Annotated in this window: 20 protein-coding genes; 16 read left to right on the forward strand and 4 right to left on the reverse strand. The window is 63.2% G+C overall.

Translation table 11 applies throughout. The annotated features are described in order from the left end of the window. Window positions 1–140: 140 nt before the first annotated feature. A complete protein-coding gene (gene dps / locus NKH41_RS01725; RefSeq protein WP_352469859.1) occupies window positions 141–629 on the forward strand; it encodes a DNA starvation/stationary phase protection protein Dps in 489 nt (162 codons plus the stop codon). A gap of 8 nt (window positions 630–637) precedes the next feature. Here dps and xdhC read toward each other — a convergent pair whose 3' ends face one another. From xdhC to uraH, 4 genes are all read right to left on the reverse strand, one after another. Then, on the reverse strand, window positions 638–1,627 hold the full coding sequence (gene xdhC / locus NKH41_RS01730) for a xanthine dehydrogenase accessory protein XdhC (RefSeq protein WP_352769236.1): 990 nt from the start codon (window positions 1,625–1,627) through the stop codon (window positions 638–640). Between the two features lie 62 nt (window positions 1,628–1,689). Beyond that, window positions 1,690–4,041 carry a xanthine dehydrogenase molybdopterin binding subunit gene (gene xdhB, locus NKH41_RS01735; RefSeq protein WP_352767441.1) on the reverse strand — a complete coding sequence of 784 codons (2,352 nt, stop codon included), beginning with the start codon at window positions 4,039–4,041 and terminating at the stop codon, window positions 1,690–1,692. Beyond that, window positions 4,041–5,522: a xanthine dehydrogenase small subunit gene (gene xdhA / locus NKH41_RS01740; RefSeq protein WP_352768979.1), complete on the reverse strand. Its 1,482-nt coding sequence runs from the start codon at window positions 5,520–5,522 to the stop codon at window positions 4,041–4,043. The genes xdhB and xdhA overlap by 1 nt, the downstream gene beginning before the upstream one ends. 1 nt (window position 5,523) lies before the next feature. After that, complete coding sequence (gene uraH, locus NKH41_RS01745; RefSeq protein WP_352469857.1) at window positions 5,524–5,898, reverse strand: hydroxyisourate hydrolase; 375 nt, start codon at window positions 5,896–5,898, stop codon at window positions 5,524–5,526. A gap of 173 nt (window positions 5,899–6,071) precedes the next feature. On the opposite strand from uraH, the gene puuE reads away from it, so the two are divergent. The 15 genes from puuE (at window position 6,072) to NKH41_RS01820 (ending at window position 21,260) form a co-directional block, all read left to right on the forward strand. Continuing rightward, entirely contained in the window at window positions 6,072–7,505 is a 1,434-nt protein-coding gene (puuE, locus tag NKH41_RS01750; RefSeq protein WP_352768976.1) for an allantoinase PuuE, read from the forward strand. 63 nt (window positions 7,506–7,568) lie between these two features. Continuing rightward, complete coding sequence (locus NKH41_RS01755) at window positions 7,569–8,417, forward strand: bifunctional allantoicase/(S)-ureidoglycine aminohydrolase (RefSeq protein WP_502895675.1); 849 nt, start codon at window positions 7,569–7,571, stop codon at window positions 8,415–8,417. Next, entirely contained in the window at window positions 8,414–8,917 is a 504-nt protein-coding gene (locus NKH41_RS01760) for an ureidoglycolate lyase (RefSeq protein WP_352768971.1), read from the forward strand. Before NKH41_RS01755 ends, NKH41_RS01760 begins: the two co-directional genes overlap by 4 nt. After that, window positions 8,917–9,510 (forward strand): nucleoside deaminase, encoded by a 594-nt coding sequence (locus tag NKH41_RS01765; RefSeq protein ID WP_352469853.1) that lies wholly within the window; start codon window positions 8,917–8,919, stop codon window positions 9,508–9,510. The genes NKH41_RS01760 and NKH41_RS01765 overlap by 1 nt, the downstream gene beginning before the upstream one ends. Before the next feature lie 54 nt (window positions 9,511–9,564). Beyond that, window positions 9,565–9,870: a type II toxin-antitoxin system MqsR family toxin gene (locus tag NKH41_RS01770; protein ID WP_352614345.1), complete on the forward strand. Its 306-nt coding sequence runs from the start codon at window positions 9,565–9,567 to the stop codon at window positions 9,868–9,870. 2 nt (window positions 9,871–9,872) lie between these two features. Next, window positions 9,873–10,292 carry a type II toxin-antitoxin system MqsA family antitoxin gene (locus NKH41_RS01775; RefSeq protein ID WP_352614344.1) on the forward strand — a complete coding sequence of 140 codons (420 nt, stop codon included), beginning with the start codon at window positions 9,873–9,875 and terminating at the stop codon, window positions 10,290–10,292. Between the two features lie 91 nt (window positions 10,293–10,383). Continuing rightward, window positions 10,384–12,366, forward strand: a complete 1,983-nt coding sequence (locus tag NKH41_RS01780) for a CocE/NonD family hydrolase (protein ID WP_352768968.1) — start codon at window positions 10,384–10,386, stop codon at window positions 12,364–12,366. 154 nt (window positions 12,367–12,520) lie between these two features. Beyond that, a complete protein-coding gene (locus NKH41_RS01785; protein ID WP_352768966.1) occupies window positions 12,521–14,107 on the forward strand; it encodes an ABC transporter substrate-binding protein in 1,587 nt (528 codons plus the stop codon). 16 nt (window positions 14,108–14,123) lie between these two features. Further along, window positions 14,124–15,083 carry an ABC transporter permease gene (locus tag NKH41_RS01790; protein ID WP_352469849.1) on the forward strand — a complete coding sequence of 320 codons (960 nt, stop codon included), beginning with the start codon at window positions 14,124–14,126 and terminating at the stop codon, window positions 15,081–15,083. 11 nt (window positions 15,084–15,094) lie between these two features. Beyond that, window positions 15,095–15,922 carry an ABC transporter permease gene (locus NKH41_RS01795; protein ID WP_352768963.1) on the forward strand — a complete coding sequence of 276 codons (828 nt, stop codon included), beginning with the start codon at window positions 15,095–15,097 and terminating at the stop codon, window positions 15,920–15,922. Next, window positions 15,922–17,622 carry an ABC transporter ATP-binding protein gene (locus tag NKH41_RS01800; protein WP_352768960.1) on the forward strand — a complete coding sequence of 567 codons (1,701 nt, stop codon included), beginning with the start codon at window positions 15,922–15,924 and terminating at the stop codon, window positions 17,620–17,622. Before NKH41_RS01795 ends, NKH41_RS01800 begins: the two co-directional genes overlap by 1 nt. A 7-nt stretch (window positions 17,623–17,629) precedes the next feature. Further along, window positions 17,630–18,469 carry an alkaline phosphatase family protein gene (locus NKH41_RS01805; protein ID WP_352768957.1) on the forward strand — a complete coding sequence of 280 codons (840 nt, stop codon included), beginning with the start codon at window positions 17,630–17,632 and terminating at the stop codon, window positions 18,467–18,469. A gap of 133 nt (window positions 18,470–18,602) precedes the next feature. After that, on the forward strand, window positions 18,603–19,166 hold the full coding sequence (locus NKH41_RS01810) for a sigma-70 family RNA polymerase sigma factor (protein WP_352768955.1): 564 nt from the start codon (window positions 18,603–18,605) through the stop codon (window positions 19,164–19,166). After that, window positions 19,163–19,831, forward strand: a complete 669-nt coding sequence (locus tag NKH41_RS01815; RefSeq protein ID WP_352768952.1) for an anti-sigma factor — start codon at window positions 19,163–19,165, stop codon at window positions 19,829–19,831. Before NKH41_RS01810 ends, NKH41_RS01815 begins: the two co-directional genes overlap by 4 nt. Beyond that, entirely contained in the window at window positions 19,821–21,260 is a 1,440-nt protein-coding gene (locus NKH41_RS01820; protein ID WP_352768951.1) for a S8 family serine peptidase, read from the forward strand. The genes NKH41_RS01815 and NKH41_RS01820 overlap by 11 nt, the downstream gene beginning before the upstream one ends.

Raw genomic sequence — 21,260 nt, forward strand, 5'->3', positions numbered from 1 at the left:
AGCGGAACGAAAGTCGGAGATCGCCGTTTTGGGATGCTGTGCCGCGCGGCGATGAGGGCGTCTGCGCGCATGTTCGATTGACCTTCCACAAACTTCGCCCTCTTCAAACCAAGCGGACGCAACCGCCACAGGAGCCGATCATGGATGCCATCGCCACCCGCAACGACCTGCAATCCAATGCCAAGAAAGAGTGTATCGATCTTCTCAATGCCCGCCTCGCTGACGCCATCGATCTGGCCTTGATCACCAAGCAGGCGCACTGGAACGTTAAGGGACCGCAATTCATCGCCATCCACGAGATGCTCGACACGTTCCGCGAGGAGCTCGACGGCCATGTCGACACCATTGCCGAGCGCGCCGTACAGCTCGGCGGGACGGCGCTCGGCACATCGCAAGAGGTGTCGAAGGCGACTATGCTCGAGGCCTATCCGACCGACATCCACAAGACCCGGGATCATCTGGCGGCGCTGATCGACCGCTATGCCGCAACCGCCAAGCGGGCACGCGCGGCGATCGACGAGGCGGCCGGCGCGGGCGATGCCGACACCGCCGACATCTTCACCGCCTATTCACGCTCGCTCGACAAATTGCTGTGGTTCCTTGAGGCGCACACGCAGGAGAAGGAATAGCCAAAACGTCAGCCAGCCATCGCCTTGCGGTGAGGGGCTTTGGACTGAGCGAACGGTGCCGCCGCATGGCCGGCCAACGCTGTCATAATCTCGGCTACGGCGAGTGCGGCGATCACCTGCGGGCGCTTGTCCTTAACGGCATCGCCGCCGATCGGCGAGACGAGGTGGGCAAATTCCGCCTCGCTTCCGTCCGCCGATTTCAGGAACCAGTTCCAGAAGGTCGCCTTCTTGGTCCTGGAGCCGATCATGCCGACATAGGCGGCATCCCGGCGTTTCAGAGCCTCGGCGACGATCAGGAAGTCCAGCGCGTGGTCATGTGTAAGGACGACGAAGGCGGATCCAGCCGGGGCTTCGCGCACCATCGCCTCAGGCATCGGCGTCAGCTTGGTTTCGACCGCTTCCGGCATGCCTTTGAGCGCCTCGGCTCGCGTCTCGACAACGACGACATGCACCGGCAGCAAGGCCATCGCGGAGGCCAGCGCTTGGCCGACATGGCCGCCGCCGAGGATGTAGACATGCGGTCGCTGCGCTTCCTCGGTTTCCGCCGCCGCAACCAGCTTGGCTTCAAGCGCAGGGTCGACTAGCTGGATCAGGAGCTCGACCCTGCCGCCGCAGCACTGCCCGATGTCCGGGCCGAGCGCGATGTCGAGGGTGGCGCGGATATCCCTCCCCGTTGAGGGGAGGGTGGCGGCGAAGCCGCCGGGTGGGGTCGCCGCGGCAGTGCTCGACGCGCTGGCGGTACCTTCTGAGACGACCCCCTCTGGCCGCTCCGCGGCCATCTCCCCCTCAAGGGGGGAGAAAAGCATCTGTCGCGCTTTGTCGATCGCCATGTATTCGAGCTGGCCGCCGCCGATCGTACCGAAAGTGGCCGATCCTGAGACGAGCATGAAGGCACCCGTCTCGCGCGGCGTCGAACCTTTTGTCCGGGCCACCTCAACGAAGGCGACCCGGCCGGCGCCGGCAAGAAAGGCTTTCAGGCTCTGCACTTTCGCGTTCATCATTTGCGTTCCCTATCGGGAAATATAGAGTTTTTCGGCCTGAATTGCACGTTTTCCGGGATTCAAGTGCCGGTTTTGGCTTCGCGCTTCAGCCGTTCGATCGCCATCAGCACACGCTCCGGCGTGGCCGGCGGGTCGAGGCGCGGGCAGATCTTGTGGCTGGCAACGCTCGCCACTGCGTCCGACAGCGCATGCAGCACCGACATTGCGAGCGGAAAGGGCGGCTCGCCGACCGCCTTGGAGCGGTACACCGTCGGCTCGCCTGCTTGCGCCCAGTCGGCCAAAGTCACATTAAAAATCTTCGGCCGGTCCGACGCGAGCGGGATCTTGTAGGTCGATGGCGCATGGGTGCGCAGCCGCCCCTTGTCGTCCCACCACAGTTCCTCCGTTGTCAGCCAGCCCATGCCCTGGATGAACCCGCCCTCGATCTGGCCGAGGTCGATGGCGCGGTTCAGCGAGCGGCCGGTTTCGTGCAGGATGTCGGTGCGCTCGACGATATATTCGCCGGTCAGCGTGTCGACAGACACTTCCGAGCACGCGGCGCCGTAAGCGAAATAGTAGAAGGGATGGCCCTCGCCCTTGTCGCGGTCCCAATGGATTTTCGGCGTCTTGTAGAAACCCGCCGCCGAAAGCTGGATGCGCGCCATATAAGCCTGCCTGACGAGATCGGCGAAGGCGATCTCCTGGTTGCCGATGCGCACGCGGTTGGGCAGGAACAGCACCTGGTCGCGCGGCACCTGGTATCTCTCGACGGCAAAATTGGTCAACCGGTCCTTGATCTGGCGGGCGGCATTCTGCGCCGCCATGCCGTTGAGGTCGGAGCCGGAAGACGCGGCGGTGGCCGAGGTATTCGGCACCTTGCCGGTCGTCGTCGCGGTGATCTTGACCTGATCGAGGTCGATCTGGAACTCTTCCGCCACAACCTGCGCCACCTTGACATAGAGGCCCTGCCCCATCTCGGTGCCGCCGTGGTTCAGATGCACCGAACCATCGGTATAGACATGCACCAGCGCGCCGGCCTGGTTGTAATGGGTGGCGGTGAACGAGATGCCGAACTTGACCGGCGTCAGCGCCAGTCCGCGCTTGATGAAGCGGCTGTTGGCATTGAAAGCATCGATGGTGCGGCGGCGCCTCGCATAGTCGGAACTCGCCTCCAGCTCGGCGACGATGCGGTGGATGATGTTGTCCTCGACCGTCTGGTGGTAGGGAGTGATGTTGCGGTCGCTGGTGCCGTAGAAATTCTTCTTGCGGATTTCGAGCGGGTCCTTGCCGACGGCAAACGCGACTTCGTCGATGACGCGCTCGGCGCCGACCATGCCTTGCGGGCCGCCGAAGCCGCGAAAGGCGGTGTTCGATACCGTATTGGTGTAGAGCGGCGCCGATTGCGCGTGCACCGCCGGCCAGAAATAGGTGTTGTCGCAATGGAACAGCGCGCGGTCAGTGACCGGGCCGGAGAGGTCGGCCGAGAAGCCGCAGCGCGCCGCGAACATGAAATCTACGCCCAGAATATTGCCTTCGTCGTCGAAGCCGACCTCGTAGTCGACGAGGAAATCGTGGCGTTTGCCGGTGGCGATCATGTCGTCGTCGCGGTCAGGCCGGATTTTCACGGCCCGATGATGTTTCTTCGCGGCGATAGCGGCCAATGCCGCAAACTGATTGCCTTGCGTTTCCTTACCGCCGAAAGCGCCGCCCATCCGGCGGATTTCCACCGTCACCGCATGGCTCGGCACACCCAGCGCATGGCTGACCATGTGCTGGATTTCGCTCGGGTGCTGGGTCGAGGAATAGATGGTGACGTCGTGGTCCTCGCCGGGGATGGCCAAGGCGATATGACCTTCGAGATAGAAATGCTCCTGGCCGCCTATGCGCATTTTTCCCTTCAGCCGGCGCGGCGCCGCATTGATCGCAGCCGCTGCATCACCGCGCCTCAGCGTCAGCGGCGGCGTGACCAGCTTATCTTTCCGGGGATCGAGCTCACCGACATCGGCGACGAACGGCAATTCCTTGTATTCGACCTTGGCCAGCCTCGTTGCACGGCGCGCCTGCTCGCGGGTTTCGGCAATGACGCAGAAGATCGGTTGGCCAAAGAATTGCACCTTGCCGTCGGCCAGCACCGGCTCGTCGTGACGGCCGGTCGGCGAAATGTCGTTCTCGCCTGGCACGTCGCTCGCCGTCAGCACGTCGATGACGCCGGGTGCGGCGCGCACCGCCGACAGGTCCATGCTGGTGATGGTGGCATGCGTCGCCGTCGAAAGCCCAAGGCAGCCGTGCAGCGTGCCGGCCGGTTCCGGCATGTCGTCGATATAGACGGCCGTGCCACTGACATGCTTGTGCGCGGAATCATGGCGCTGGTCGGTGGCGACGCCGCCGGCGATTTTTTGCGCCTTCAGGTTGGGGGTGGCGTGCTTGTTCATCATGCCGCCTCGTGCCGTGATACCTGGATCGGCGCCCGGGTGCCGGTGGTTTCGGCAAAGAAGCGCAGCAGCAGGTTGCGTGCCGCCAGCGCCCGGTATTCGGCGCTTGCCCGCATGTCGGTCAGCGGCGTGAAATCGCCGGCGTACGCGGCCATCGCCGCCTCGACCGTCGCTTCCGTCCAGGGCTTGCCAAGCAATGCCTTTTCGACGCCAAAGGCTCGCTTCGGCGTTGCCGCCATGCCGCCATAGGCGATGCGCACATCCGCCACCGTGTCATGCTCGGCGAGCTTCAGGAAAAACGCGCCTAGCGCTGCTGTGATGTCTTCGTCGCGGCGCTTGGTGATCTTGTAGACGGCAAATTTCGTCTCGCTACCTGGCACCGGAACATGCACGGCCTCGACGAATTCGCCGGGCTGCCGGTCCTGCTTGCCATAGGCGATGAAAAACTCCTCTAGCGGGATCGTTCGACACTTGTCGCCGCGGCGCAGCGTCAGGCGGGCACCGAGTGCGATCAGCGGCGGCGGCGTGTCGCCGATCGGCGAACCGTTGGCGATATTGCCGCCGATGGTGCCCATGTTGCGCACCTGATCGCCGCCGATGCGGTCGAACAGCGGGCCGAGCGCCGGGATGCGTTTCGCCAGTGTCGAGAAGGCTTCGCTATAGGTGACACCGGCGCCGATCGAGACGACGCCCTTGTCCTCGGAAATCCCGCACAGACCATCGAGATTGCCGATGAAAACCGCCGGCGCAATATCGCGCATGTGCTTGGTCACCCAAAGGCCGACATCGGTCGAACCCGCGACGATAGTGGCGCCCGGCTCCTTGACGAGTACGCTGGCCAGATCGTCGGCATTGGCCGGCACGATCAGCCGCTTGTTGCCGGAGCCGATCTCGATGCGCGAACCGTCCTTCATCGCTTCGAGCTTGGCCGTGACTGCCTTGCGCTCCGCCGCCAACGGATCCTTTGCCGCCGTGCCGTAGCTGGAGATGGCGCGCGCCGCGCGCATGATCGCCTCGTATCCGGTGCAGCGGCAGAGATTGCCTTGCAGCGCCTTTTCGATGGCGGCGTCCGACGGCTCCGGCGCCCGCATCCACAGAGCATAAAGCGACATGACGAAACCCGGTGTGCAGAAGCCGCATTGCGAGCCGTGGAAATCGACCATGGCCTGCTGCACGGGATGCAGTTTTCCTGCGTCGCCGCGCAGATGCTCGACGGTCACGACATGCGTGCCGTCTAGCGAGCCAAGGAAGCGGATGCAGGCATTGACGCTTTCATAGACCAGTGTTCCACCGGAGAGCCTGCCGACCAGCACCGTGCAGGCGCCACAGTCGCCCTCGGCGCAACCTTCCTTGGTGCCGCGCAGCGAGCGGTCGAGCCGCAGCCAGTCGAGCAGGGTCTGGTCGGGTGCAATCGTGCCGAGCGCGACGTCCTCGCCATTGAGGATGAAGCGGATTTCGTTGCGTGTCTTGATCCCTGCCATCTCAGCTTCCCCGGTAGGTCGAATAGCCGTACGGCGACAGAAGCAGCGGCACATGATAGTGCATCGGCTCGGCCATACCGAAGCGGATCGGCACATGGTCGAGGAAGGCCGGTTCCGCCAGTTTTGTCCCTTGCCCGCGCAGATAATCGCCGGCCGCAAAGACCAGCTCGTATTCGCCGGTGCGGAATTCCGCGCCGGCAAGCAGCGGAGCATCGCAACGGCCGTCATGATTGGTGACGACCGTTTTCAGATGCGTCCGGGCCTGACCGTCAAGATGATAGAGCTCGATCGACAGACCGGCCGCCGGTTTGCCGGCCGCAGTGTCGAGGACGTGGGTCGTCAGGCGCCCGCCTTCGGCTTTCGACGTTTCCGCCACTGGCTGCTCCATTCCCTGAACGGTCGAACACTATTCATGAATTGTGCGCCAATTAAAGGCGATGCATAAGTCCCGGTCGAGCGGAGCGCGACAAAAACACTTTCAAAAATTTCGGGGGAATGCGCAGGCACTCCTTTCGACTATCCTGATCACAATTTCCGGCAGGAGCGAGAATGCGTTACGAACGAGACATGCGCGGCTACGGAGCCAATCCGCCGGATCCGAAATGGCCCGGCGGGGCGCATGTCGCGGTGCAGTTCGTCGTCAATTACGAAGAGGGCGGCGAGAATTGCGTCCTCCACGGCGACAAGGCTTCGGAGGCTTTCCTGTCGGAGATCGTCGGCGCCGCGCCCTGGCCCGGCCAGCGCCACTGGAACATGGAATCGATCTACGAATACGGCGCCCGTTCCGGCTTCTGGCGATTGCTGCGCCTGTTCAGCGAGGCACAGGTGCCGATCACCTGCTATGGCGTCGCCACGGCCCTGGCGCGTTCGCCCGACCAGGTTGCGGCGATGCAGGAGGCCGGCTGGGAGATCGCCTCGCACGGGCTGAAATGGATCGACTACCGCGACCATACCCCGGAAGACGAGCGCCGCGACATGGAAGCGGCGATCCGGCTGCATTATGAGGTCACAGGCGCGCGGCCGACCGGCTGGTACACCGGGCGCACCTCGATCAACACGGTGCGGCTGGCGGCGGAAGAGGGCGGCTTCGACTATGTGTCGGACACCTATGACGACGAACTGCCCTACTGGTTCGAGCATGTGGCACAGGACGGGTCGGCGAAGCCGCAGCTGGTCATCCCCTATACGCTCGACGCCAACGATATGCGCTTTGCCACGCCGCAAGGCTTCAACTCGGGCGACCAGTTCTTTGCCTATCTCAGGGATAGTTTCGATACGCTCTATGCCGAGGGCAAGGCAGGACGGCCGCGCATGATGAACATCGGCCTGCACTGCCGCCTCGTCGGCCGGCCGGGCCGGGTCGCGGCACTGAAGCGCTTCATCGACTACGTCAAATCACACGACAAGGTCTGGCTGGCACGGCGCATCGACATCGCAAAACATTGGCAGGAGACGCATCCGTTCCGGTTGCCGGCGCTGCGCCCGTCGAAAATGGAATTCGAGGCCTTCGTCCATACATTTGGCGGCGTGTTCGAGCATTCGCCGTGGATTGCCGAGCGCGCTTATGAGCTGGAGCTCGGCCCGGCGCATGACAGTGCCGGCGGCCTGCACAATGCGCTCTGCCGTGTGTTTCGCGCGGCCAGCGAGGCCGAGCGGTTTGCCGTGCTCAATGCCCACCCCGATCTTGCCGGAAAACTGGCACAGGCCAAGCGGCTGACGGCGGAATCGTCGAGGGAACAGGCTTCGGCAGGGCTCGACGCGTTGACCGAGAAGGAGCGCGAGCTGTTCGCAAAACTCAATGCCGCCTACGTCACCAGTTTCGGTTTCCCCTTCATTATTGCGGTGAAAGAAAAGACCAAGGCGGAGATCCTGGCCGAGTTCGAGGCGCGTATCGGCAACAGCCACGACGTCGAATTCGAAACCGCCTGCAGACAGGTCGAGTGCATCGCGCTGCTTCGTCTCAAGGACATGCTTCCGCAATAGGCTTCGGCTGCCGCCATGGGCCCTGGCTTCCGCAACAGGCTTGAATTTATGGATATGATGAAAATGGCCGAGCGAACCTATTATGCGCCGCAGGGCGGACATCCCGGCCAGAGCGAATTGCTGACCGGCCGCGCTGTGTTCACACAGGCCTATGCCGTCATCCCCAAGGGCGTGATGCAGGACATCGTCACCAGCGCCTTGCCGTTCTGGGATGGGACACGCGTCTGGGTGCTGTCGCGGCCGCTGTCGGGTTTTGCCGAGACGTTTTCGCAATATATCGTCGAGCTCGCGCCCGGCGGCGGCAGCGACCGCCCTGAGCTTGACGCCGCCGCCGAAGGTGCCCTGTTCGTGGTCGAAGGCGAGCTAAGCGTTTCGCTTGCCGACAAGAAACATAGCTTAAGGCCGGGCGGCTTTGCCTACCTGCCGCCGGCGAGCGGGTGGACGGTGCGCAATGAAAGCGGTGCCGCCGTCCGCTTTCACTGGATCCGCAAGACTTATGACGCAGTCGACGGCATCGACCAGCCGCAAGCGTTCTTCGCCAACGAACAGGACATCGCGCCGTCGCCAATGCCGGGTACCGAAGGCCGATGGGCGACCACGCGCTTCGTCGATCCGGCCGACATGCGCCACGACATGCATGTCACCATCGTCACGCTCGAGCCTGGCGCGGTCATTCCCTTCGCCGAGACGCACGTCATGGAGCACGGGCTCTATGTGCTGGAGGGCAAGGCGGTCTACCGTCTCAACCAGGACTGGGTCGAAGTCGAAGCCGGCGACTATATGTGGCTGCGCGCCTTCTGCCCGCAGGCTTGTTATGCCGGCGGGCCGGGCAAATTCCGCTATCTCCTCTATAAGGACGTCAACCGCCACGCCAAGCTTGGCAGCGCCGGCGTCGTGAGACCCACACCATGACCCGCATCGTCGCGCGGCCGCTGACCCGCGAGAATTTCGCCGAATTCGGCGACGTCATCGATATGGGCGGCGACAACCATTATCCGATCAATGGCGGCAAGGCTGAGCGCTACCATGACCTCGCCACGGCGGAAGCACGAGGGCCGAATGCGCGCGTGCTGATCTCGATGGTGCGTGGCACGCCCTATGAGCTGCCGTTGAAGCTGACCATGGTGGAGCGCCATCCGTTTGGCAGCCAGGCCTTCATCCCGCTATCACCACGGCCGTTCCTGGTCGTCGTCTGCCATGATGGCGAGGAAGGACCTGGCGAGCCGCACGCCTTCATCACCGCGCCCGGGCAAGGCGTCAACTACCCGCGCAATCTGTGGCACGGCGTGCTGACGCCGATCGGCGATGTCCAGGATTTTGTGGTCGTCGACCGCGGCGGCGACGGCTCCAATCTCGAAGAGTGCCATTTCTCGCACGCCTACGAGATCGATCTTCCCGACGGGATTAGATGATGACCGACATTTCGCTGATCGATCGCCTGCTCGACGTCATCGAGCACGACATCGTGCCGAAGACCGTCGAAGGCGTTGCGCACGGCAATAAGCTGTTCGGCGCGGCCATTCTGCGCAAGGACGACCGCTCGCTGGTGCTTGCCGAAACCAACAACGAGACGGAAAACCCGCTCTGGCATGGCGAGGTGCACTGCCTGAAGCGCTTCTACGAAATGCCGAAGGCCGAGCGCGTCGATACCAAGGACGCGATCTTTCTTGCCACGCACGAACCTTGCTCGCTCTGCCTGTCGGCGATCACCTGGACCGGCTTCGACAATTTCTTCTATCTGTTCAGCCACGAGGACTCGCGCGACAGCTTCGACATCCCGCACGATTTGAAGATCCTGAAAGAGGTCTTCACCCTCGATCCCGGCGGCTACAATGCCGAGAATGCCTATTGGAAGAGCTTTTCGATCCGCAAATTGGTGCGCTCGCTGCCCGACCCCGAGCGCGGTCGGCTGGAAGCGCGCATCCACACAATATCGGCGCGCTATGACGAATTGTCCGGCGCCTATCAGGCCGGCAAGGACGAAAACGACATTCCGCTGAATTGAATGCCGCAAAGTTCAATGGCTTGAATTGCCACCTTTATGGTGGCATATTGCGTTATGGAGAAACGCAGACCCACTTACGATCTTGATGCAATCAAGGCCGAGTTGGGTTCTGTCGACACGCTGGCAATCACGACGTCCGCCCTGCGGGATGCCATTGGGCTGGGCTTTGATCGCGCCGGTATTGTCGAGGTGATCGGCAGCATCACGCGGAAGATGTTTGTAAAGTCGATGACGACGTTCGCCGACCATCGTGTCTGGCAAGATGTCTATTACGTGCCAGCACGCGACCTGGTTCTCTATGTGAAATTTCAGGCGGACGTCGTGACCGAATTCACAGTCATGTCGTTCAAGGAAAAGTGACTATGGCGATGAAAGAAAATAATGGAACGAATAGCATGACCTCCCCCGAAACAGGAGAAACGCTGACGCGTGGGGTGCGTCCGTTCACTGTGACTTACAAGGGCGAGAGCATGATCGTCGACCTGCCGGGTTATTATCCCTCTTCGGGAAGTGAGGGCGTGCATGTCGGAGACGACATGACCGTCGTCGATGCAGCGCTCCGCATCCTCAAAGAAAAGATCGACGGCGTTCCGGCACCGGCCACCATCCGTCGCGTGCGCACAAAGCTCAAACTGTCGCAGCGCGAGGCAGGATCCCTGTTCAAGGTCGGCGAGAACGCTTTCGACAAATACGAACGGGGTCTGATCGAGCCGAGTGGCCCAACCATTCAGCTGATGACGCTGTTGGAAAAACACCCGGAGTTGGTGGACGAGTTGCGGTAGCCGCGCGGCCTCTCTGACAGGTCGCATAATTTGCTGCTCCAGTCGCGAATAGCGATTGAAAGTCGCCTCGCTGCGGGGCGTTATGCCCCGCATGAAAATCGTCACTGAATTCCCACGAAAGATCGTCGAATTTCCGGATATGGGGATCATCATGCCGGACGGCTGCCGGCTGTCGGCGCGGGTGTGGATGCCGGCCGATGCTGCCGACGATCCAGTGCCGGCAATCCTCGAACACCTGCCCTATCGCAAGCGCGACGGCACGATCTATCGTGATCAGCTGACGCATCCCTATTTTGCCGGCCACGGCTACGCCTCGATCCGCGTCGACATGCGCGGCAATGGCGATTCCGAAGGGCTGATGGACGACGAATATTCCGAGCAGGAATTGCAGGACGCTTGCGACGTCATCGCCTGGGCGGCGGACCAGCCCTGGTGCAACGGCAATGTCGGCATGATGGGCATTTCGTGGGGCGGCTTCAACTGCCTGCAGGTAGCAGCCAAGCAGCCGCCGGCGCTGAAGGCGGTCATCAGTCTCTGTTCGACGGTCGACCGCTATGCCGACGACATCCACTACAAGGGCGGCTGCCTGCTGATCGAGAATTTCGGCTGGGCCTCGACCATGCTGTCCTATTCGTCAAGGCCGCCGGATCCGTTGCTGGCCGGCGACAACAGATGGCGCGACCTGTGGCTGACCAGGCTGGAGAACCAGCCCTTCCTGGCACCGCTGTGGCTGAAGCACCAGCATCGCGATGCCTATTGGAAGCGCGGCTCGATCTGCGAGGACTATTCCGCCATCCATGCCGCGGTGCTGTCGATCGGCGGCTGGCATGATGGCTATCGCAATACGATTTCCCATCTCGCCGTCAATATCGAGGCGCCGGTCAAGGGCATCGTCGGCCCGTGGATCCACAAATACCCGCATTACGCCGCGCCCGAACCGCGCATCGGCTTCCTGCAGGAGGCCTTGCGCTGGTGGGACCGCTGGCTGAAGGACATCGACACCGGCATCGAGGCCGACCCCGCCTACCGCGCCTATGTCATGGACAGCGTGCGTCCGGCGCGCTGGCATCCCGAGCGGCCGGGCCGCTGGGTCGCTGAATCGGAATGGCCGTCGCCCAACATCAAGACCCAAGAGGTTGAGCTTATCGCTGAAGGCAACCACGCCATCGTCGCTTCGCCGCAAAGCTGCGGCCTCGCCGGCGGCGAATATTTCCCCTTCACCTTCGGCCCGGAACTGCCGGGTGACCAGCGCCCCGACGATGCGCTGTCGGTGTGCTTCGACCAGCCGGTGCTGACCGAAACGATCGACATTGTCGGTGCTCCCGAAGTTGTGGTCAGGGTCTCGTCGGACCGGCGCCAGGCGAACATCGCGGTTCGGCTGTGCGACGTCCATCCGGACGGGGCATCGGAGCTGATCTCGTACGGCGTGCTCAACCTGACGCATCGCAACTCGCACGAATTTCCCGAAGCGCTAGTGCCCGGCGAAACCGTCAGCGCCCGGGTGGTGCTCGACCAATGCGCCTATCGCGTGCCGGTCGGCCATCGCTTGCGCGTTGCCGTTTCGAACGCCTACTGGCCGATGATCTGGCCGTCGCCGGAGCCGGTCCGGCTCGAATTGTCGGCCGCGACATTGATGCTGCCGGTACGCCCGCCAGCGACAGGCGACGAGGTCACCTTCCCCGCTCCCGAAGGTGCTGCGCCCTGGGCAACGGAGACGCTTCGGCCCGCCAATTCCGAGCGTCATGTCGATCGCGACGAAAAGACCGGAATGATTACGGTTTCCATCGTCGACGATTTCGGTGAGGTGCGCGACCTGGGGCATGGCCTCGCCAATGGCAGCATCGCCAGGGAGACATGGGCGATCCATCCCGACAATCCGCTGTCAGCCTCGGGCAAGACGCATTGGAGCCAGACGCTGTCGCGAAATGGATGGTCGGTGCGCACCGAAACCTTCGCCGAAATGCGGTCCGACGCGCAAAGCTTCGTGGTCAGCGCCAGAATTGAAGCCTATGAAGGCGAGAAACTCGTCTTCGAGCGCAATTTCGAGGAGAAAATCCCGCGCGTGCTGCTTTGAGCGCTTATAGCGATTGGTCCAATTGCGACGCACGATTTACGCCACGGCATGTCGCATTCGGTCTTGCTTACCGCTTTCCCTTACGGTCATTATTCTCCCGATTGAAATGAGAAAAACGACCATAAGGTCGGACCAACAGAGTGAGGAACTCAACATGTCGAACGAACTGGAATATCTGAGCCGGCGCGTTGCGTCCGGCAAGCTGAGCCGTCGCGATTTTCTCGGCCGGGCAGCAGCGCTCGGCGTCACCGTAACCTTCGCCAATTCGCTGCTTTCCGGTGCAGCACGCGCGGCGGGTCCGGTCAAGGGCGGGACGCTCAAGGCTGGCCTGGTCGGTGGCGAGTCCACCAACAGTCTCGATCCGGCGCTGTTCATGACGCAGGTGCCGTTCGCCTTCGGCAAGATGTGGGGCGAACTGATCGTCGAACTGTCTCCCGAAGGCAAGCTCGAGAACCGCATCGCCGAGGAGATCGGCTCGTCGGACGACGCCAAGACCTGGACGCTGAAGATCCGCGATGGCGTCGAGTTCCACGACGGCAAGAAGGTGACCGCAGAGGACGTGGCCGCCACCCTCGAACGCCATTCGGACGAGAAGTCGAAGTCCGGCGCGCTCGGTTACATGAAAGGCATCGAGAGCATAAAGGCCAGCGGCAAGGAAGTGGTGCTGACGCTGAAGGAGCCGAATGCCGACCTGCCCTACCTGCTTAGCGACTATCACCTGATCATCCAGCCGAACGGCGGCAAGGACAAGGCCGATGCCGGTATCTCGGCGGGTCCTTACAAGGTCACCACCAACGAGCCCGGCGTGCGCCATGGCGGCGAGCGCTTCGCCAATTACTGGCAGGGCGACAAGATGGGCCATGCCGACCAGATAGAGATCATCGTCATCAACGACGCCACGGCCCGCACGGCGGCGCTGCAGGGCGGCCAGGTCAACATGATCAACCGGGTCGAGCCGAAGATCGTCGATCTGATCAAGCGCGTGCCCGGCGTCACCATCCGCAACCATTCGGGACCCGGCCACTACGTCTTCATCATGCACTGCGACACCGCGCCGTTCGACAACAACGACTTGCGGATGGCGTTGAAGCTGGCGATCGACCGCGAGGAGATGCTGAACAAGGTGCTGCGTGGCTATGGCTCGCTCGGCAACGACTTCCCGATCAATGCATCGTACCCGCTATTCACCGAGATCGAGCAGCGCAAATACGATCCCGATAAGGCCAAGTTCCACTACAAGAAATCGGGCCATGACGGTGCCGTCCTGCTCCGGACGTCGGACGTCGCCTTCCCCGGTGCCGTCGATGCCGCACAGCTGTTCCAGCAAAGCGCGGCCAAGGCCGGCATCAAGCTGGAGATCAAACGCGAACCGGGCGACGGCTACTGGTCGGAAGTCTGGAACAAGCAGCCCTTCTGCGCCTCCTACTGGGGCGGCCGGTCGACGCAGGACCAGATGTACTCTACCGCCTATCTGTCGACGGCCGACTGGAACGACACACGTTTCAAGCGTCCGGATTTCGACAAGATGGTGCTGGCGGCTCGCGCCGAGCTCGACGAGGCCAAGCGCAAGGCAATGTACCACGACATGGCTGTGATGGTGCGCGACGAGGGCGGCTTGATCCTGCCGATGTTCAATCAGTTCATCGACGCGACGGGCGCCAAGGTCGCCGGCTGGGTGGATGATCCGCATCAGGAGTTGATGAACGGATATGCTCTGGCGAAGTGCTGGCTCGAAGCCTGAGCCCGGCCTTGCGGATATGTCCTCACCCATCGTGAAACTGGTGGCCCAGCGCATTGCGCTGGGCATTCTGCTGCTGTTGGCCGTTTCGGTCCTGATCTTCGCCGGCACCCAAATCCTGCCCGGCGACGTCGCGCAAGCCATTCTCGGGCAGTCGGCGACACCGGAGTCGCTCGCCAATCTGCGCGAGCAGCTCGGCCTCAATGATCCCGCTTACATCCGTTATTTTCGTTGGCTCGGCGGCATCCTGACCGGTGATCTCGGCACGGCTATGTCGAGCGGTCAGGATATCGCAACCTCGATCAAGGGAAGGCTGTGGAACACGCTGTTCCTCGCCTTCTGGGCGGCGATCGTCGCGGTGCCGCTGGCGATCATCCTCGGCCTGATCGCGGTGCGCTACCGCAATGGCTGGGTCGACAAGCTGATCTCCGGGTTAGCGCTCGCCTCGACCTCGTTTCCGGAATTCTTCATCGGCTATGTGCTCGTCTTTTTCTTCGCGGTGCAACATCAATGGTTTCCCGCCATTTCCACGGTCTATGACGGGATGCCTTTCGGCGAACGCATTCAGGCCATAGCACTGCCAGCGGCGGCGCTGACCCTGGTGGTGCTCGCGCATATGATGCGCATGACGCGCGCTGCGATCCTCAATGTGATGCAGTCCGCCTATGTCGAGACCGCCGAACTCAAGGGGCTTTCGGCCTTCGCGGTCATCCGCAGGCATGCCTTCCCCAATGCCATCGCGCCGATCATCAACGTCGTGATGCTCAATCTCGCTTACCTGATCGTCGGCGTCGTCGTGGTCGAAGTTATCTTTGTCTATCCAGGCATGGGCCAATACCTCGTCGACCACGTCACCAAGCGTGACGTGCCGGTGGTGCAGGCGGTCGGGCTGATCTTCGCCGCTGTCTACATCAGCCTGAACATCATCGCGGACATAGCGGCGATCGTCGCCAATCCGCGCCTCAGACATCCGAAATGAGGGGGGCGGGTATGCTCGTCATCAAACGCATCCCCATCCCGGCATTGGTCGGCATCGTGCTGACGGCGCTGTTCGTGCTGGCAGCGCTCTTTGCGCCGTGGATCGCGCCGCATGGCAATGCCGAGATCGTCAGCGACGTCCCTTGGGAACCGATGTCGGCGGCGCATTGGCTGGGCACCGACAATCTCGGCCGCGATCTGTTGTCGCGCATGATCTATGGCGCCCGCATCACCCTGTTCATCGCGGTGCTGGCGACCGCGCTGTCGTTCTCGCTCGGCGCCATCCTCGGCTTCTCGGCGGCGGTTTTCGGCGGCTGGTTCGACACGCTTCTGTCGCGTCTCGTCGATCTCCTGATGTCGATCCCGACGCTGATCATGGCGCTTGTGGTGCTGTCGGTGCTGCCATCCAATCTGGTGACGCTGATCCTGGTCATGGGCGTTCTCGACTCGACCCGCGTCTACCGCCTGTCGAGGGCGGTCGCCGTCGATATCAACGTCATGGACTATGTCGAGGCGGCCAAATTGCGCGGCGAAGGCAGCGGCTGGATCATCTTCCGGGAAATCCTGCCCAATGCGCTGTCGCCGCTGGTTTCGGAACTCGGCCTGCGCTTCATCTATGCCGTACTGTTCCTGTCGACGCTGTCCTTCCTCGGGCTTGGCGTGCAGCCGCCGGACGCCGATTGGGGCGGCATGGTCAAGGAAAACAAGGATGGCATCGTCTTCGGCATAGGCGCCGCCCTCATTCCGGCGGCGGCGATCGCAGCGCTGGCGATTTCCGTCAATCTCGTCGCCGACTGGGTGCTCAACCGTACGACAAGCCTGAAGGGAGGACGCGGGTAATGGCTGACAAGCAACCGAAGCCCGGGCAACCGAAGCCCGGGCAACCGAAGCCCGGGCAACCAAAGTCCGGCGTGCTGCTCGACATCCGCAATCTGCGCATCGAGGCCACGGTATATCCGCCGGGTGAGGCGCCGAAGAACATCGTGCTGGTGCACGATGTCTCGCTGACGCTCGAAAAGGGCAAGGTGCTCGGATTGATCGGCGAGTCCGGCGCCGGCAAATCGACCATCGGCCTGTCGTCGATGGGCTACGGCCGCGGCGGCGTGCGCATCACCGGCGGCGAGGTCATCCTCAATGGCCGCGACATCCTGAAGGGCGGCAACGAAGGGTTTCGCAAATTGCGCGGCCGCGAGGTCTGCTATGTCGCGCAATCGGCGGCAGCCGCCTTCAATCCGGCGCACAGGCTGATGGACCAGGTGGTCGAGGCAGCACTCCTGCACGGCACGGCGACGCGGGCCGAAGCCGAAAAGCGCGCCGTGGCGCTGTTCAAGAAGCTCAGCCTGCCGAACCCCGAAAGCATCGGCGAGCGCTTTCCCCACCAGGTGTCGGGCGGTCAGCTGCAGCGCGTGATGACGGCAATGGCGCTGTGCTCGGAGCCCGACCTGATCGTCTTCGACGAGCCGACCACGGCGCTGGACGTGACGACGCAGATCGACGTCTTGGCGGCGATCAAGGATGCCATCCGCGACACGCATGTCGCGGCACTCTACATCACTCACGACCTTGCCGTCGTCGCCCAGGTCTCGGACGAGATCATGGTGTTGCGCCACGGCCGGCTGGTCGAATGGGGCGGCACCCGCCAGATCATCAAGGAGCCGCGCCAAGAATACACCAACGCGCTGGTTTCGGTGCATGAGATCGAACACCAGGAGCAGAAGCCCGGCACGAGCCCGTTCCTGTCGGTCAAGAACATCACCGCCGCCTATGGCCGCAGTCACATCAAGGTGCTGAAGAACGTCTCGGTCGATATTTTCCCCGGCCAGACGCTGGCGGTGGTCGGCGAGTCCGGCTCCGGCAAATCGACACTGGCGCGCGCCATCACCGGCCTCTTGCCGCCCGAACAAGGCACCGTCACCTTCGACGGACGGCCGCTCGCCAACCGACTTGCCGACCGGCCGAAGGAGGACCTGCGCCAGCTGCAGATGATCTACCAGATGGCCGACGTGGCGATGAACCCGCGCCAGACGGTCGGCACCATCATCGGTCGGCCCCTGGAATTCTATTTTGGGATGCGCGGGCTTGAGCGCGACAAACGCGTCGCCGAACTGCTCGACAAGATCGAAATGGGTAAAGGCTATGTCGACCGCTATCCGGCCGAGCTTTCGGGCGGCCAGAAGCAGCGCGTCTGCATCGCTCGTTCGCTCGCCGCCAAGCCGAAGCTGATCATCTGCGACGAGGTGACCTCGGCGCTCGATCCGCTGGTCGCCCACGGCATACTGGAGCTGCTCCTCGGGCTGCAGAAAGAGGAAAACGTCGCCTATCTGTTCATCACCCACGACCTGGCCACGGTCAAGTCGATCGCCGATTCGATCGCCGTGATGTATCGCGGCGAAGTGGTGCGCTACGGGGCCAAGAGCAAGGTGCTGACGCCGCCCTTCGATGCCTACACCGATCTTTTGCTATCGTCGGTGCCCGAAATGGAGATCGGCTGGCTGGAAAAGGCGATCAAGGGACGGCGCATGGCCAGCGCGGGAAATTAGACACTCCGTGGCGTTCGACACAAAACTGTTGCTCATCATCCTCGACGGCGTGCCTTACCGGAACTGGCGACGGCTGATGGGCAATCTCGAAGGCTGGGTGCAATCAGGCGAAGCCCGCGTATGGAAAATGTGTTCCGTGCTGCCGTCGACCTCGGCATCCTGCTATGCCTCGATCCACACCGGCGTGCCGCCGCAAGTGCACGGTATCCTGTCGAACGAGAACCGGTTTCGCGTCGAACAGCCGGACATCTTTTCCGAAGTCAGCAGGGCCGGCGGCAAGACCGGTGCGGTCACCCACTCCTACTGGTCCGAATTCTTCCGGGCCTATCCGTTCGACCTGGTCGAGGACATGGAGTTCGACCAGCCGGGCAGGCCGATCAGCCATGGCCGGTTCCACACCATGACCGGCTACAATGCCAGGAACCAGATGACGCCGAGCGACGTCGACCTGTTCGCGACGTTGACCATGCTGACCAGGCGCTACGGCATCGACTACGGCATCCTGCACAGCTGTACTCTGGACTCGATGGGCCACCGCTTCGGCCATGACTGCCACGAGATGGATCATGCCGTCTATGCAATGGACGCCATGCTCGCCGGCTTCCTGCCGCGCTGGCGGGAAGCCGGCTACGAGGTGATCGTCACCGCCGATCATGGCCAGACCGATCGCGGCCATCATGGCGGCCACGACGAGGAGATGCAGAATTTCGCACTTTACTACTTCGGATCCGGCGAGGGTCCGGAAGCCAATACGCTGCTCGATCAGTTGCAGCTCGCGCCGACGGTGCTTGCGCGCCTCGGCGTGCCGGTGCCGGCGACGATGAAGGCAAAGCCGTTCCTGAGTTGAGCGCGCGCCCTCTTCTCCCTCTGGCAACGCTCCCGCTCTTCAGTTAGCCTCCGCAGATATACGGGCGGATGCGGTGAACCTTTTTGGGCCGATCAGCGACAGAGCAGGCAGGAGCCAGGCGGCTCGACCGGCGATGACGGCCGCGGAGACCGATCGCGCGCTTGTCGAGCGGGTCGCGAAAGTCGACCGTGCCGCCGTGCGGCTCCTGTTCATGCGCCACCACGCGCGGGTCTACCGCTTCGTGGCACGCCAGACGGGATCGGAACAGATGGCCGACGATATCGCGAACGAGGTGTTCCTCGAACTCTGGCGGCAGGCACCGGCCTTCGAGGGGCGCTCGGAGGTCTCGACATGGCTGCTCGGCATTGCCCGCTTCAAGGCGCTGTCCCTGCTGCGCAAGAGGAAGGAAGACTGGATCGACGACGATGACGCGGCCCAGGTCGCCGACGGCGCCGACACGCCGGAAGTCGTGACGATGAAGGAAGACAAGGCCGCCGCCTTGCGACGCTTTATCGATGCCATGCCGGAAGAGCACCGCACGGTGATCGACCTTGCCTATTATCACGGGCAATCGGTGAGCGAGATCGGCGAGGTACTCGGCATCCCGGTCGCAACGGTCAAGACCAGGATGTTCTACGCCCGCAAGAAACTCGGCGAAGCCCTCAAGGCCGCCGGTTACGACAGGGGGTGGCCATGAGCGCCGCTGAAAAGATGTCACGCCGCGACGAAATGGAAATGCTGCTGCCGTTTTATCTGAACGGCTCGCTGGAGGGCACCGAGCTCGAAGCCATCGAGGAATGGCTGACGAGCGATCCGGCGGCGATGGCCGCACTAGGCGAGGCCGAGGCCGAATTCTCCGACACCGCTGCCGCAAACGAGGCAATCCGCCCGCCGGCCGATGCGCTCAGCCGCTTTGCCAAGGCGCTCGACGCCGAGGCCGGCCCGTCCGGCGCGCCGGCGGCATCGTCCTGGCCGGCGCAAGCCTGGAGCCGCTTCATGGCGGTGCCCGCTGGCGTCGCCTGGGCCGCGGTCGCGGTGCTGCTGGCCCTGGTCGTCGCGCAATCCTTTGTGCAGACCGGCAACAGAGGTGGCGATTTCGAGATTGCCGGATCGGAGGACGATCTGGCCAAAATGCCGTTTGCACTGGTGAAGTTCAAACCGGATGCGAAGCTGTCCGATATCGTCGCTTTTCTCGACCAGAACCAGTTGAAGATCGCCGGCGGGCCGACCGCCGACGGCGTCTTCCGCGTCGGCGTCCCGGCCAAGACCGCCGCCGACTATCAGAAGCTGCTTGGCCTTATCGCCGCCCAGCCTTTCACCGAAGCTGCGCTGGAGGGAAGGAAACCGGCTGATGCCGGCTGAGGCGGTCATTCGATTGACGGCGGCGATGACAATCTTCGCCGCGTCCGCAATGGCGCAGACCAATGACCCGAACCTCACCCAGGCTGAGATCGACTGCCTGAACCGGGGAAGTGCTGCCAACGCCGACTGCGCCAAGGATGGCGGCGGCGTGAAGGATGGCGGCAAAGCGCCGGCTCATGGAACAACGGGCGCGGTGTTTCTTCCGGGCTTGATTGTCGACCTGTTCCCCAATCCTGCCGTAGTCACCGAGGCGCCGATACCTCCTGGCAATACTGCAACCCCACCCGCCCTCGCGCCGGCAATACAGGCTGCCGCGCCGGGCGGTCCGGTCGTAGCACCGACCGATCTTGTGGCAACCGAGCCGCCGCGCGCCGTGACCGGCGATTTCGTGCCCGACGAGGTGCTGGTCACCGTCAATGGCGAGGCCGGCGCGGTCCAGCAGATCGCGGCCTCGTTCGGCCTCGAGATACGCTCGCAGCGGCAGTCGCGGCTGCTCGGCAACACGCTGGTGCGCTTCGGCATTCCCGATGGCCGCCCGGTCGGCGTCGTACTGGCACAGCTCGCCGCCGACGGCCGCACTTTGCGGCGTGAGGCCAACCATGTCTACTCGCTGCAGCAGGCGGCCAGCATCGCCAATTATGCGTTCGAGCGCATCGCGCTCGATGCCGACAAAGCCAGCGGCGGGAATGTGCGCATCGGCGTCATCGACACCGGCATCGACGACGGCAATCCGGCGCTCTCCGGCGTCATCGCCGGGCAGTTCGATGCCATGCCCGACGTGCCGATCAAGGCGCGCGACCACGGCACTTCGGTCGATGGACTGATCGCCGGCACCGGCGCGTTCAAAGGCATGGCGCCGGGCGCCAGGATCTATCATGCCCGCGCCTTCGAGGGCGGCAAGTCGACCATGGACGTCGTCCTTTCGGCGCTTGACTGGGCGGCGGAGCAGGATGTCCGCATCATCAATATGAGCTTCGTCGGCCCGAAGAACGACCTGCTCGGCATCGCCTGCCGCAATGCGCGTGCGCTTGGCATCGTGCTGGTTGCGGCCGCCGGCAATAACGGACCGAAGGCGCCCTATGGTTATCCGGCCGCCTTCGACGGCGTGATCGCGGTGACGGCCACCGATGCCAAGGACGGGCTGATGCCGCAGGCCAATCGCGGCGCCTATGTCTTCATCTCCGCTCCCGGCGTCGAGATGGTGGCGCCGAGCGGCGCCGGCTCGGACGTGGTGACCGGGACGTCCTTCGCCGCGGCGATCGTGACCGGCGCCGTCGCCAATCTGTTGCATGCCGCGCCCGACCGCTCCGCCGACTGGGTCGAGAAAGCACTTGCCGCCACGGCAAAGGATCTCGGCGCGAAGGGGCGGGACAATGACTTCGGCTACGGGCTTCTGAACACCAAGGCGGCCGAGGCGGCGAATGAATAG

The organism is Mesorhizobium sp. M1169 (assembly GCF_040318345.1).
Taxonomy (GTDB): Bacteria; Pseudomonadota; Alphaproteobacteria; order Rhizobiales; family Rhizobiaceae; genus Mesorhizobium.

Excerpts from the sequence above, each read along its gene's own strand:
- dps (WP_352469859.1), top strand. The coding sequence starts at position 141 with ATGGATGCCATCGCCACCCGCAACGACCTGCAATCCAATGCCAAGAAA.
- xdhC (WP_352769236.1), bottom strand. The coding sequence starts at position 1,627 with ATGAACGCGAAAGTGCAGAGCCTGAAAGCCTTTCTTGCCGGCGCCGGC.
- xdhB (WP_352767441.1), bottom strand. The coding sequence starts at position 4,041 with ATGAACAAGCACGCCACCCCCAACCTGAAGGCGCAAAAAATCGCCGGC.
- xdhA (WP_352768979.1), bottom strand. The coding sequence starts at position 5,522 with ATGGCAGGGATCAAGACACGCAACGAAATCCGCTTCATCCTCAATGGC.
- puuE (WP_352768976.1), top strand. The coding sequence starts at position 6,072 with ATGCGTTACGAACGAGACATGCGCGGCTACGGAGCCAATCCGCCGGAT.
- NKH41_RS01755 (WP_502895675.1), top strand. The coding sequence starts at position 7,569 with ATGGCCGAGCGAACCTATTATGCGCCGCAGGGCGGACATCCCGGCCAG.
- NKH41_RS01760 (WP_352768971.1), top strand. The coding sequence starts at position 8,414 with ATGACCCGCATCGTCGCGCGGCCGCTGACCCGCGAGAATTTCGCCGAA.
- NKH41_RS01765 (WP_352469853.1), top strand. The coding sequence starts at position 8,917 with ATGACCGACATTTCGCTGATCGATCGCCTGCTCGACGTCATCGAGCAC.
- NKH41_RS01770 (WP_352614345.1), top strand. The coding sequence starts at position 9,565 with ATGGAGAAACGCAGACCCACTTACGATCTTGATGCAATCAAGGCCGAG.
- NKH41_RS01775 (WP_352614344.1), top strand. The coding sequence starts at position 9,873 with ATGGCGATGAAAGAAAATAATGGAACGAATAGCATGACCTCCCCCGAA.
- NKH41_RS01780 (WP_352768968.1), top strand. The coding sequence starts at position 10,384 with ATGAAAATCGTCACTGAATTCCCACGAAAGATCGTCGAATTTCCGGAT.
- NKH41_RS01785 (WP_352768966.1), top strand. The coding sequence starts at position 12,521 with ATGTCGAACGAACTGGAATATCTGAGCCGGCGCGTTGCGTCCGGCAAG.
- NKH41_RS01790 (WP_352469849.1), top strand. The coding sequence starts at position 14,124 with ATGTCCTCACCCATCGTGAAACTGGTGGCCCAGCGCATTGCGCTGGGC.
- NKH41_RS01795 (WP_352768963.1), top strand. The coding sequence starts at position 15,095 with ATGCTCGTCATCAAACGCATCCCCATCCCGGCATTGGTCGGCATCGTG.
- NKH41_RS01800 (WP_352768960.1), top strand. The coding sequence starts at position 15,922 with ATGGCTGACAAGCAACCGAAGCCCGGGCAACCGAAGCCCGGGCAACCG.
- NKH41_RS01810 (WP_352768955.1), top strand. The coding sequence starts at position 18,603 with ATGACGGCCGCGGAGACCGATCGCGCGCTTGTCGAGCGGGTCGCGAAA.
- NKH41_RS01815 (WP_352768952.1), top strand. The coding sequence starts at position 19,163 with ATGAGCGCCGCTGAAAAGATGTCACGCCGCGACGAAATGGAAATGCTG.
- NKH41_RS01820 (WP_352768951.1), top strand. The coding sequence starts at position 19,821 with ATGCCGGCTGAGGCGGTCATTCGATTGACGGCGGCGATGACAATCTTC.